We start from the raw sequence: 12,528 nt of genomic DNA, 5'->3' as shown, positions 1-12,528 counted from the left end.
TGATGAGCAACTGGAACGCCGTCTGGCGCGAACAGGCCTTGCCCGAGCTGGCCGCACGCGATTGGGATCTGATCGTGGTCGGCGGCGGTATCAGCGGTGCCGGGATTCTGCGTGAAGCAGCGCGGCGCGGCTGGAAGTGCCTGTTGCTGGAGCAGCGCGACTTCGCCTGGGGCACCTCCAGTCGCTCCTCGAAGATGGTCCACGGCGGGCTGCGCTATATCGCCAAGGGCCAGTTTGGCCTGACCCGCGATTCAGTACGCGAGCGTCAGCGCCTGCTGCAGGAAGCGCCAGGGCTGGTCGATCCCTTGAGTTTTATCATGGCCCATTACCAGGGCGGTTTTCCCGGCCCCAAGGTATTCGGCAGTTTGCTGGCGGTGTACGACGCCCTGGCCGGCAAGCGCAATCATCTGTACTACCCGTTGCAGCAACTGCGCTATCTGGCTCCGGGCCTGAAGGAAGATGGGCTGCTGGGCGGTACGCGGTTCTTTGATGCGGTGACCGATGATGCGCGGCTGGTGCAGCGCGTGCTGGGTGAGGCCCGCGCCGAAGGTGGTGAAGCACTAAATGGCATGCGTGTGGCTGAATTGTGCCGCGAGGGCGGGCAGGTCAGCGGCCTGTTGGCCGAGGATGCCGAAACCGGCAAGTTGTACCGCTTTAACTGCCGCGTGGTGGCCCAGGCCACCGGTGCCTGGGCCGATCAGTTGCGCCGGAAAACCGGTCTGGAACATATCCGCCCGTTGCGTGGCAGCCATCTGTTGCTGCCCGCCTGGCGCTTGCCGGTTGCCCATGCGTTCAGCTTTATGCACGCGGCTGATAACCGTCCGGTGTTTGTCTTCCCCTGGGAAGGCGCGACGGTGATCGGCACCACCGATCTGGATCATCCTGCGCCGTTGGTGCAGGAAGCACGAATCAGCTGTGGAGAGGTTGACTACCTGTTGGCTGCCTGCAATCAGCAATTTCCTTGCGCCGGGATTCGCGCTGCGGATGCGCTGTCGAGTTGGGCCGGCGTGCGTCCGGTGGTCAGCGACGGCGTTGCGGGGCGCAAGCCCTCGGATGAGAAGCGTGAGCATGCGCTGTGGGTTGAACCCGGTTGCGTCACCCTGGCTGGCGGCAAGCTAACTACGTTCCGTTTATTGGCGCTGGAAGTGCTGCGTGCCTGTACACCTTTTGTGGGGCGTTCTGTGGATGATCTAGGCGCGGCGACTTTTGCACCTGTCCCCAGTCAACCGATGCCAACCCTGAGCCCTGCCCAGCAGAAGCGTCTGATTGGCCGTTATGGCCGGGCACTGCCGCAGCTGCTGGCGCTGCTTGAGGAATTGGGCGTCGAGCAGGTGGCTGGAACAGACACGCTGTGGGCCGAGTTGGCCTGGGCGGCCGAGCAGGAGCTGGTGCTGCATCTGGATGATCTGCTGCTACGCCGTACCCGCCTTGGCTTGTTGCTGGCTCAGGGCGCGGCGGCCGAATTGCCGCGTGTCCGCACACTGTGTCAGGCGCGTCTGGGCTGGAGTGACACGCGCTGGCAGTGGGAAGAGCAGGCGTATCTGCAACTCTGGCAGCGCTGCTACAGCCTGCCGGCAGAAGATTGATCAAATAGGAAGGACGGCGCCTTGAGCGAGAAAAGTTACCTGCTGGCCATCGACAATGGCACCCAAAGTATCCGGGCACTGTTGTTCGATTTTCAGGGCAATCTGCTCGCCAAGGGCAAGGTGGAACTTGAGGCTTATTACTCCAAGCAGCCCGGTTGGGCCGAGCAGGACCCTGAGTATTACTGGGCCAGCCTGGGCCAGGCCTGTTCGCAGTTGTGGCAGCAGGTGGATATCGACCGCAGCCTGATCAAGGGCGTGTCGCTTACCACCCAGCGCGGCACCCTGATCAATGTTGATCAGCAAGGTCAGCCCTTGCGCCCGGCCATGCTCTGGCTCGATCAGCGCCAGGCCAAGGTCGAAGGGCGGATCACCGGGCCCTGGGGCTGGCTGTTTAAACTCGCGGGTTTGCAGGCGACGGTGGATCATTTTCGCGCCCAGGCCGAGGTCAACTGGATCGCGCAGAACCAGCCGGAGATCTGGGCCAATACCCACAAGGTGTTGCTGCTCTCGGGTTTTCTTACTCACCGGCTGTGTGGCAAGTTCGTCGATTCGCTGACCAGCTGCGTGGCTTATTTGCCGTTCAACTACAAACGCCTACAGTGGGCCAAACCCGGTGACTGGAAATGGCAGGCCATGCCGGTACGCCGCGAGCAGTTGCCGGAGCTGTGCAAGCCTGGAGAGCTGCTCGGCCATATCAGCGCGGCAGCCAGCCGCCATACCGGGATTCCCGAAGGCCTGCCGTTGATTGCCGCCGGCGCCGACAAGGCCTGTGAGGTGCTCGGTGCTGGCGGGGTCGAGGCGAGCACGGCCTGTCTGTCCTATGGCACCACGGCGACCATCAACACCACCCGCAGCAAGTACCTGGAAACCATCCCGCTGATTCCGCCATACCCGTCGGCGATTCCTGATCACTTCAATACCGAGGTGATGATCTACCGCGGCTTCTGGATGGTCAGCTGGTTTAAGCAGGAATTCGGCCTGCGCGAAATGCAGCGTGCCAAGGAACTGGGCGTCGAGCCTGAGGCGTTGTTCGATGAGTTGGTCAACAGTGTGCCGGCCGGCTCCATGGGCCTGATGCTGCAGCCGTACTGGTCGCCGGGCATCCGCGAGCCAGGGCTGGAGGCCAAGGGCTCGATCATCGGCTTTGGCGACGTGCACACCCGTGCGCATATCTACCGGGCGATTCTCGAAGGGCTGGCCTATGCCCTGCGCCAGGGTAAGGAGAAGATCGAGAAGCGTTCGGGCACGCGCATCACCCGCTTACGCGTCTCCGGTGGTGGCTCGCAGAGCGATGCGGCGATGCAGCTGACCGCTGATATTTTTGGCCTGCCTGCCGAGCGCCCGCACCTCTATGAAACCAGCGGCCTGGGCGCGGCAATCAACTGCGCGGTAGGGTTGGGCCTATACCCGGATTACCCCACGGCGATCGCCGCCATGACGCGGGTAGGCCAGGTGTTTGAACCTAATCCTGAGGCGCAGAGCACCTATCAGCAGCTCTACACCCAGGTTTATCAGCGCATGTACAAGCAGCTTAAGCCGCTGTACCAGACCATCCGAAAAATCACCGGTTATCCGGCTTAAAAGGCTGATCAAGAGCTGGTTAGCGATCTCGCGAGCTAGAGCCCTGCAAGGCAAAAACAGACGAGGAAGCGGAGTGTGCTGTTGTACATGAGCATTCCAAGCCTGTTTTTAACGCAGCAGGGCCGACGCGCAGCAGATCGCAGGCAGGCGCTTAGGCCACATCCACCAGAATGATTTCACTGTCTTCGATAGCCGTCACCCGAATCACTTCGACATCGCTAACAGCCACACCATCGCGAGCCTGAGCGCTGACGCCGTTGACCTCAATGCTGCCGCTGGCGGTCACTAGATAAGCCCTGCGCGCCGCGCCAATCGGATAGTCGGTGCTTTGCCCAGCTTGTAGGGTGGCGGCGGCCATCCGTGCGTTGCTGCGGATCGACAGAGCATCCTTATCCTCGGCAAAGCCGCTGGCCAGGGTAACAAAGGCACCAGCGCGTTCGCCTTTAGGGAACGGCTTGGCGCCCCAGGATGGCGGCAGGCCTGACTGGTTGGGCTGAATCCAGATCTGAAAGATCTTAGTGGTGCTGTCTTCCAGGTTGTATTCGCTGTGGGCGATGCCGGTGCCGGCGCTCATCACCTGGACATCACCCGCTTCGGTGCGCCCCTGGTTACCCAGGTTGTCCTTGTGGGTGATGGCCCCTTGGCGTACATAGGTGATGATTTCCATGTCGCGGTGTGGGTGGGTAGGAAAGCCCGTATGCGGGGCGATCTCATCATCGTTCCAGACCCGCAGTGGACCCCAGCTCATACGCTCCGGGTCGTAGTATTCGGCAAAGGAAAAGTGGTGACGGGCATTCAGCCAGCCATGATGGGCACCGCCGAGTTCGGCGAAGGGGCGTACTTCGATCATCTGCGTATCCTCATTTAAGAACACCGGCTTTTGGCTGCAGTGTTGGTGGGCGATGGATAGATGATCTAATAAATTAATACGATTAAAAATACGTAATTATTGAGCTTTATTATCTGTTTTATTGATATTTAAATCGACGGCTTGCAAGCTGATGTCGTCTCAAGCCATGTTGCTCAGCCTTATCTGAAGCGTGAAAAGGATGCCGGGAATGCAAGAACGTAAAGCGCTGCTGATTCTGCATGGTAAGCAAGCCCTCAATGCCGAGGTGCGTGCTGCGGTGCAGGAACGTCGTGACGAGGGCTGGCAACTGGATGTGCGGGTGACCTGGGAAGCGGGCGATGCGCAGCGTCTGGTCAATGAAGCCTTGCAAGCCGGTTACCCGACCCTGATTGCCGGTGGTGGTGATGGCACACTGCGTGATGTAGCCGAAGCCATGGCGCTGGCGAAGACCACTGCCAGCCTGGCGCTATTGCCACTGGGCACGGCCAACGACTTTGCCCACGCGGCGGGAATCGGCCTCGAGCCTCAAATTGCGCTGGCGCTGCTGGATACGCCAGCGCAGGCGATTGACCTGGGCGAAGCCGACGGCCAGGTGTTTCTCAATATGGCTACTGGTGGTTTTGGCTCCAATGTCACCGCCAATACCTCGGAAGACCTCAAACGCGTGCTTGGCGTCGCGGCTTACTTTCTGACCGGACTGACCCGTTTTGCCGAAGTACGGTCCTCGTTCGGCCGCTTTACCGGTCCGGATTTCCAGTGGGAAGGCGAGTTTCTCGCCCTTGGCATTGGCAATGGTCGACAGGCTGGCGGTGGGCACGTGCTGTGCCCCCAGGCGCGGGTCAATGATGGTTTGCTGGATATCTGCATTGTGCCTGCGGCGGTCGATGTGGTCGGCACCTTGGGCACGCTGCTGTCCGGCGGCATCAATGGTTTGCAGAGCGTGGCCCTGAGTGCGCGGCTGCCTTGGTTGGAAGTCGAGGCGCCAGAAGGACTGGACCTCAATCTGGATGGCGAGCCGATGGAAAGTCGTAAGCTGCGTTTTGCCGCAATGCCGGCTGCCTTGCGGCTGCACCTGCCGGAAGGCTCGCCGTTGTTACTGGACTAAACCAGAATGTACAGTCGACCGGCTGGCCTCGTTGCTGCGCTTGTCGCATGATGGCGCTGCGCCATCTGCCTTCAGATGCGCGGCAGATGGCCGATACATCAGGGCGTGGCTATTTGAGCTAGGCTAGATCGATAAGTGAACAGGAGCGCATGATGGCCGGCATTCTCGACTCAGTGAACCAACGCACCCAGCTGGTGGGTGAGAACCGCCTGGAAATTCTCATGTTCCGCCTGGCGGGTCGGCAGCTGTTTGCGATCAACGTGTTCAAGGTGCAGGAAGTCCTGCAGATGCCCAAGCTGACCCTGATGCCGCAGCGTCACCGGTTTGTCTGTGGTGTGGTCAACCTGCGTGGGCAGACCCTGCCGGTGATCGATCTGTCCCAGGCCATCGGCATGCGCCCGATTGTGCCGGATGAGCGCAGCACCATTATCGTGACCGAATACAACCGCTCAGTGCAGGCCTTTCTTGTCGGTGGGGTCGAGCGCATTCTCAACCTCAACTGGGAGTCCATCCTGCCGCCGCCGGGCGGGGCGGGGCGTCAGCATTATCTGACCGCAATCACCAAGGTCGAAGACCAGATTGTCGAAGTCATTGACGTGGAGAAGGTGCTGGCGGAAATCAGCCCGATGAGCACCAAGGTGTCCCCAGAAAAACTTGCCGACCCCTTGCTCGAATATGCCAAGGGCCGTGAAGTGCTGCTGGTGGATGACTCCAACGTGGCTATGAGTCAGCTCAAGGGCACCATGGCGCAGCTGGATATTCGTTGTCACTCCGCCAGCGACGGTCTGCGCGCGCTGAACCTGCTGAAAAGCTGGGCGGATGATGGCGTCGATGTACACGAGAAGCTGCTTATGGTGATTACCGATGCGGAAATGCCAGAGATGGATGGTTACCGCCTGACCACCGAAATCCGCAATGACTCTCGTCTCAAGGAATTGTACGTGGTGCTGCACACCTCGCTGTCCGGCAGCTTCAATGAAGCGATGGTGAAGAAGGTTGGTTGCGACAACTTTCTTTCAAAGTTTCAGCCGGACAAGCTGGTGGATGTGGTGCACCAGCGTTTGGCGCTGCTGCACCCGGCCGAGTAACCCCGCGGTTATTCGGCCAGGCGTTGCCGCAGATGCTCGATGCGTTCGCGGTTGACGTCGAAATCCGAGTGCCCCATGCGTGATGCCGAGCGCACATCCACTGCCGCCGCGCCAATCAGAAACTCCACATCGTCGACAAAGCGCATCAGCTTGCTAGTGAACTCGGCGCGCAGGTAACCCGGCGTCTCCTCCACCAGATTCACTCGTGGCTCTTCGCTGAGCAGTGCCTTGAGGTGGGCTTGGGTTTGTTCGGCAGTGCCTTGCAGCGGCAGCGGTTCAATGGCGTGCCGCGCATCGCTGGCCTGACTGTTTACGCAGTTTGGTGAATCCGGGCAGCTGGCCAGACGGCCCTCACGGATACCCAGATTATCCGGCGCGTTGCCGCTGCAGGCGCTCAGCAATACCAGCAGGGACAGTGCTACAACGGGCTTGTGAGCGCGGCGGGTTACTCGTATAAGTGCGTTTTGCCAAAGGGAAGCTGGGTTCATGTTGCATCTCTCCGGGTTGTACCGTTATCCATTGAAGTCGGCGGCAGGTGAGGCCTTGCGCGAAACGACGCTGGACGCCTTGGGCGTGCAGGGTGATCGTCGCTGGATGGTAGTCGATGCTGAAACCGGGCGCTTCCTTACGCAACGTTTGCTGGCACAGATGACTCAGTTGCGCGCGCGCTGGATAGGCAGCACACACCTGCAACTGAGTGCGCCAGGCATGACTGAACTGAAGGTGGCACTACCGGATGAGCACGCGCCGCTACGTGACGTGACCATCTGGCGCGACAGCTTGCAGGTACCGGATGCTGGCGATCAGGCCGCGCAGTGGCTAAGCCAGTGGCTTGGCCGTGCGTGTCGCTTAGTGCAAGTGTCGGAGCCACGTGCACGGCAGGTCGATACGGCCTATTGCGAGGTAGGCGACAAGGTGGCGTTTGCCGACGGCTTCCCTTTGCTACTGATCAGTCAGGCTTCGCTGGATGACCTGTCGGCGCGGGTTGGCCGGCCGTTGCCGATGCTGCGCTTTCGCCCCAACTTGGTGGTCAGCGGCAGCGCGCCTTATGCCGAAGACCGCTGGAAGCGCATTCGCATTGGCGAGCTGGAGTTTCGGGTGGTTAAAGGCTGCTCGCGCTGCATAATGACTACCCTCGACCCGCAAACGGGTGAGCGCAGTGCGGATCGTGAACCGTTGACCACCTTGAAAACCTACCGCGAGCGTGGAGGCGAGGTGTATTTCGGGCAAAACCTGATCGCCTGTGGCGAAGGGCAGTTGCGTCTGGATATGCCGGTACAGGTGCTGGAGTAGGCGGGCCATGCACGCTCAACAGCAGCTGTTGGGCGTGCGGATTTAGCCGTTATTGGTCGAAGTAACGCTCGTGCCAAGCCACCAGTGGCTGCGGCGCGTTGAGCTTCTCGCCGTAGATCACCGAGTAAGAGAGCACGTTCTGTACGTATTGGCGGGTCTCGTCGAAGGGAATGTTCTCGATCCATACGTCGTATGACAGATGATCCGCACCGCGTAGCCACTGCCGTACACGGCCTGGGCCGGCGTTGTAGGCGGCGGAGGCGAGTACGCGATTACCGTTGAACTGGCCGTAGATCTGGCTCAGGTAGGCCGCGCCCAGCTGGATATTGACCTCCGGGCGGTAGGCCAGTTGCGGCGATGACAGCGGAATGCCAAAGCGCTTGGCGGTTTCCTTGGCGGTGGCCGGCATCAGCTGCATCAAACCCATGGCGCCGACGTGAGACTTGGCATCGGCCATAAAGGCACTTTCCTGGCGGGTGACGGCAAATACCCAGCTGGAATGGATGTCGCGGTTCTTCGCCTCACGCACCAAATGTTCGCGGTGGGCCATCGGGAAACGTACTTCCAGATCGTCCCAATATTGCGCCTGGCTGATAGTGCGGATGGCTGGGAAGTACCAGCCCATTTCATAGGCCAGGCGTGCCTGGGCGACCATCTCATCGCGACTGAACAGGCGGCTGACGTTGTACCACTCGCGCCGGCCATCGGCTACCTGACCACGGGCATGAAACTCCAGGGCACGGCGAATCGCTGCCGAGTTGCGTACTTTCTCGATGGTCTGCGGGCTCAGGGCCAGTGGCTTGTTATTCAACTGGTAGGGGGCTTGCACCTGGTCGGCGGCCATAAAACCGTAAAAATCACGCTCCTTGGCCAGCGCCTGGTACAGCACTTTAGGTTCCTGGCTATTGGGCTGCGCCAGTTGCAGGCTGCGCGCCTGCCAGTAGCGCCAGCGGTTGGTATTGCCCAGTTCGGCAGGCATTCGGCGGGTCAGCTGGTTGGCTTCATCCCAGCGACCCAGGCGTAACAGCAGGCGGGCGCGCCATTCGCTGACGGTGTTGTCGCGCAGTTCGGGGTCGTACTTGGCCATGACCTGCAGGGCGCGAGGATCGAAGCGCTTGGCCAGGGTCAGGCCGATTTCTCGGGCGATGGCGACTTGTTCGTCGCTGGAGAACTTCAACCGCTGAGAATAACTGTCGAGCAGTTTGAGTGCGCTTTCCGGGTCCTGGCGGGCCAAACGGCGAAGGCCCAGACCAACTACATCGGCCATGGCCGGGTCGGTCTGGGTAAAGCGTGCAGTCTGTTTCAGCAGTTCAGGCTTCTGCGCAACCTGCAACAGCGTTTTGCTGTGGTTGCCCAGGGTTGTCATGGTCTTGATCAGGTGAGTGACCAGGCCGTAGTTACGCGATTCGGCCGCCAGCTTGGCGCGCTGCCAGCGTTTCTGCTCGGTAAGCTGGCCTTCTGCGGCCCACAGCGCGAACAGCGGGTCGCAGGCGTTAGGCTGCGACTTGCCCACCAGCCAGAGTTTCTCGGCGGTAGCGTTGCCTTCGGCGCGCATGCCGTGGCTCAGTTGGTATTGGCCATATAGGCAGTCGAGCTCGGTGAAATTGAGCGTTGGGTCGTAATAATTGATAAAAGTCGTCCATTCGCCGCGCTCGGCCAGCCAGCGCAACCAACGTAGCTTCATCCAGCTGATCTGCGGCAAGTCACCATGTTCGGCGAGGAATTTCTCGATTTCGTCATTGCTTGCCCATTTCAGCCGAGCAGTTAGCTCGTCATACGCCAGATAGGGCTCCAGCGGATAGTCACGCAGGGCACTGGCGTAGCGCTGGTAAGGTCCTTTGTCACCCTTGGCCAGTGCGGCTTTGGCTTGGTCGTAATATTGACGTTGTTGCGTCAGGGTGGCGGCTTGCGCCGCAGTAAAGCTCAGGGAGGAAACCAACAGGCAGGACAGCAGGCTGAACAGGGGACTGCGCATGACACTTCCAGGCAAATAATGCATATGGCTCTAGCTTAGTCTTTTGCCTATGGGTGGTGAAGGCGCAATACGTTTCAACGCTTAATTGTCGGCATTAATCGCGGCTTGAGTCTTGGCTCGCGTGCTAGAGCGCTTGCCGCCTGGGAGACTTACGGGCAATGCAGAATTTACCGCACCTGCCGCTTAAATTGCCTGCTTGGTCTGGCGCTTCTCGGTTAGAATGCGCGCCCTGTTTTGCGGGTGCCTTGGGCAGCTGCAGATGATTTTCTGGGTGTTTCAGGTTGCCGCTGTGCCCTGGATGCAACGAAGCCCGTTGCTCTGCCGCGGTTTTACCAGCGTTCACCCGTCGTTTTTTGTTGAGGCGTGCCATGACCCTGCTCAAGTTCACCGATATTTCACTGGCCTACGGCGCAATGCCGCTCTTGGACAAGGTGTCTTGGCAGATCGCCCGTGGCGAGCGGGTGTGCATCATCGGCCGTAACGGTACCGGCAAGTCGAGCATGATGAAGCTCGTCAAGGGCGACCAGAAGGCCGATGACGGCGCCGTCTGGCGCGCACCTGGCCTGAAGATCGGCGAATTGCCGCAGGAATTGCCGCAGGCTGATGACCGCACCGTATTCGATGTGGTCGCCCAAGGCCTGGACGGTGTAGGTGAACTGCTCGCGCAATACCACCACTTGGCGCAGAACTGCGTCACTGAAGCCGATCTGGACAAACTGATGCATGTCCAGCAGGACCTCGAGGCCCGTGACGGCTGGCGCTTGCAGCAACTGGTCGACAGTACCCTGAGCCGCCTGCAACTGCCCGCCGACAAGACCCTGGCTGAACTGTCCGGCGGCTGGCGTCGCCGCGTGCTACTGGCTCAGGCGCTGGTCTCCGAGCCGGATCTGCTGCTGCTCGACGAACCCACCAACCACCTGGATATCGGTGCGATTGCCTGGCTCGAAGAAGCCTTGACCGATTTCCAGGGGGCAGTGCTGTTTATCACCCACGACCGTTCCTTCCTGCAGAACCTGGCCACGCGCATCCTCGAACTGGACCGTGGCGGCCTGATCGACTGGAACGGCGACTACGCCAGTTTCCTGGTACACAAGGAAGCCACGCTGGCCGCCGAAGAGACCGCCAACGCGCTGTTCGACAAACGCCTGGCGCAGGAAGAAGTGTGGATTCGCCAAGGCATCAAGGCTCGCCGCACCCGTAACGAAGGCCGCGTGCGAGCACTCAAAGCCCTGCGCGTGGAGCGCAGCGAGCGCCGTGAGCGTACCGGAAAGGCCAATATCATGCTGGAAACTGCAGAGAAATCCGGCAAGCAGGTGATGGTGCTGGAAAACGTCAGCTTTGCGCATCCAGGTGGGCCGTTCCTGATCAAGGACTTCTCTATGGTGCTGCAGCGCGGCGACCGCATCGGTCTGCTCGGCGCCAACGGCACCGGCAAAACCACGCTGCTCAAGCTAATGCTCGGCGGCTTGCAGCCTACCAGCGGTGAAGTGGCCGAAGGCACGCGCATCGATGTGGCTTATTTTGACCAATTGCGTCACCAGCTCGATCTGGAAAAGACCGTGATCGACAACGTCGCCGAAGGCCGCGACTTTATCGAGATCGACGGGCAGAACCGCCATGTACTGAGCTACCTGGGTGACTTCCTGTTCAGCCCGCAGCGTGCGCGTACCCCGGTCAAGGCGCTGTCTGGCGGTGAGCGGGCACGCCTCTTGCTCGCCAAGCTGTTCAGCAAACCGGCCAACTTGCTGGTGCTGGACGAACCGACCAACGACCTCGATGTGGAAACTCTGGAGTTGCTTGAAGAAGTGCTGCTGACCTTCCCGGGTACCGTGCTGATGGTCAGCCACGACCGGGCATTCCTCGATAACGTGGTGACCAGCACTCTGGTATTCGAAGGCGAAGGGCGCGTGCGCGAATACGTCGGCGGTTATCAGGATTGGCTACGTCAGGGCGGTTCGCCGCGCCTGCTCGGGGTTGGCGAGAGCAAAGCCGGCAAGCCTGAACTAGCCTCAGCAGTGGTCCCGACGCCGGTAGCGGCAGAGCCTGTGGCGGCCGTGGCCGCAGCAGCGAGCAAGAAAAAACTCAGTTACAAGCTGCAGCGCGAACTGGAAGCCATTCCCGGGCAGATTGATGTGCTGGAGGGGCAGGTTGCCACTTTGCAAGAACAGATCGGCTCGCCGAGTTTCTATCAGCAGCCTGCGGAAAAAACCGCTGAGGTGCTGGCGAAGCTGCAAGCCGTGCAGCATGAACTGGAACAATTGGTCGAGCGTTGGGCTGAGCTGGAAGGCTAAACCCGGTGTGTTAAGTATGTAGCGCGCTCAAACAGGATTTTGAGATTTCTGGCGGAGACAGTCATGGCCATCGAGTACCGCATCACTCTCGACGACAATCATCAGTTCAGCTACAGGATCGAGCTGGATCGGGTGTATGAAGCAGAGGCAGCGCAAAGCGCACCGGCCTGGACGCGTCTTGAATACCAGCAGTGCAGCAACTGCCCACTGAGCAAGGACAATTTCAGTCATTGCCCAGCCGCTGTCGATCTGCACCGGGTAATCGAGGATTTTCAGGGCCTGCCGGCATTCAAGAAAGTGGCCGTGTGGGTGCGCACGCCTGAGCGCGAGTACAACAAGCAGGTCGGCCTGGAAGAGGGCTTACGTGCGCTGCTCGGGGTGATCATGGCCACCAGCGCCTGCCCGGTGCTGGGCAAGCTCAAACCGATGGCGCAGCACCACCTGCCGTTTGCCAATAGCCAGGAATTTATTCTGCGCACGGTGTCGCTGTACCTGACGCAGCAGTACTTCAATCTGCGCGAAGGACGCACGCCTGACTGGGAACTGAAGGGGCTGGTGCGTATGTTTCAGCAGTTGCAGCTGGTCAATCAGGCGTTCTGGCAGCGGATTCACGCGACCTGCGAGGGCGACTCCAACCTCAAGGCGTTCCTGACCTTTTTCTCCATGGCCTCGAGCATGACCTATTCGCTGGAAACCCAGTTGCAGAAGATTCGGCCACTGGTCATGAGCCCATCTGTTAGCGGTGAATAACGCTGCCAC

General features: G+C 60.3%; 10 protein-coding genes. 7 read left to right on the top strand and 3 right to left on the bottom strand.

Annotated elements, in window-relative coordinates; translation table 11 throughout:
• Nucleotides 1-2: 2 nt before the first annotated feature.
• Both AACX99_RS04335 and AACX99_RS04330 read left to right on the top strand, forming a co-directional pair.
• Entirely contained in the window at nt 3-1,586 is a 1,584-nt protein-coding gene (locus AACX99_RS04335; RefSeq protein WP_339409792.1) for a glycerol-3-phosphate dehydrogenase/oxidase, read from the top strand.
• A gap of 21 nt (nt 1,587-1,607) precedes the next feature.
• Nucleotides 1,608-3,167 (top strand): FGGY-family carbohydrate kinase, encoded by a 1,560-nt coding sequence (locus tag AACX99_RS04330; RefSeq protein ID WP_339409791.1) that lies wholly within the window; start codon nt 1,608-1,610, stop codon nt 3,165-3,167.
• 151 nt (nt 3,168-3,318) lie between these two features.
• On the opposite strand, the gene AACX99_RS04325 is transcribed toward AACX99_RS04330, so the two are convergent.
• A complete protein-coding gene (locus tag AACX99_RS04325) occupies nt 3,319-4,017 on the bottom strand; it encodes a pirin family protein (protein WP_339409789.1) in 699 nt (232 codons plus the stop codon).
• A 208-nt stretch (nt 4,018-4,225) separates the two neighbouring features.
• Between AACX99_RS04325 and yegS the strand changes: the two genes are divergently transcribed.
• Both yegS and AACX99_RS04315 read left to right on the top strand, forming a co-directional pair.
• The gene (gene yegS / locus AACX99_RS04320) at nt 4,226-5,122 is read left to right on the top strand and encodes a lipid kinase YegS (RefSeq protein ID WP_339409788.1); all 897 of its coding nucleotides are present in this window, start codon (nt 4,226-4,228) and stop codon (nt 5,120-5,122) included.
• Nucleotides 5,123-5,274: 152 nt separating this feature from the next.
• Nucleotides 5,275-6,210: a chemotaxis protein gene (locus tag AACX99_RS04315; RefSeq protein ID WP_339409786.1), complete on the top strand. Its 936-nt coding sequence runs from the start codon at nt 5,275-5,277 to the stop codon at nt 6,208-6,210.
• An 8-nt stretch (nt 6,211-6,218) separates the two neighbouring features.
• Here AACX99_RS04315 and AACX99_RS04310 read toward each other — a convergent pair whose 3' ends face one another.
• A complete protein-coding gene (locus tag AACX99_RS04310; protein ID WP_339409784.1) occupies nt 6,219-6,698 on the bottom strand; it encodes a DUF1499 domain-containing protein in 480 nt (159 codons plus the stop codon).
• On the opposite strand from AACX99_RS04310, the gene AACX99_RS04305 reads away from it, so the two are divergent.
• Nucleotides 6,697-7,503, top strand: coding sequence for an MOSC domain-containing protein (locus AACX99_RS04305; RefSeq protein WP_339409782.1), 807 nt, complete (start codon nt 6,697-6,699; stop codon nt 7,501-7,503). The genes AACX99_RS04310 and AACX99_RS04305 overlap by 2 nt on opposite strands.
• Before the next feature lie 49 nt (nt 7,504-7,552).
• Here the strand turns inward: AACX99_RS04305 and AACX99_RS04300 are convergent, their stop codons facing one another.
• Nucleotides 7,553-9,478: a transglycosylase SLT domain-containing protein gene (locus tag AACX99_RS04300; protein WP_339409781.1), complete on the bottom strand. Its 1,926-nt coding sequence runs from the start codon at nt 9,476-9,478 to the stop codon at nt 7,553-7,555.
• A 368-nt stretch (nt 9,479-9,846) separates the two neighbouring features.
• On the opposite strand from AACX99_RS04300, the gene AACX99_RS04295 reads away from it, so the two are divergent.
• Nucleotides 9,847-11,769: an ATP-binding cassette domain-containing protein gene (locus AACX99_RS04295; RefSeq protein ID WP_339409780.1), complete on the top strand. Its 1,923-nt coding sequence runs from the start codon at nt 9,847-9,849 to the stop codon at nt 11,767-11,769.
• 63 nt (nt 11,770-11,832) lie between these two features.
• Nucleotides 11,833-12,519, top strand: coding sequence for a DUF6901 family protein (locus AACX99_RS04290; RefSeq protein ID WP_339409779.1), 687 nt, complete (start codon nt 11,833-11,835; stop codon nt 12,517-12,519).
• Nucleotides 12,520-12,528: the final 9 nt, after the last annotated feature.

The sequence above is a fragment of the Pseudomonas sp. EA_35y_Pfl2_R5 genome (genome assembly GCF_963970805.1).
Taxonomy (GTDB): Bacteria; Pseudomonadota; Gammaproteobacteria; order Pseudomonadales; family Pseudomonadaceae; genus Aquipseudomonas.
Note: the sequence above shows the minus strand (reverse complement) of the source record. Positions and strands in the feature narration are given on the sequence as shown.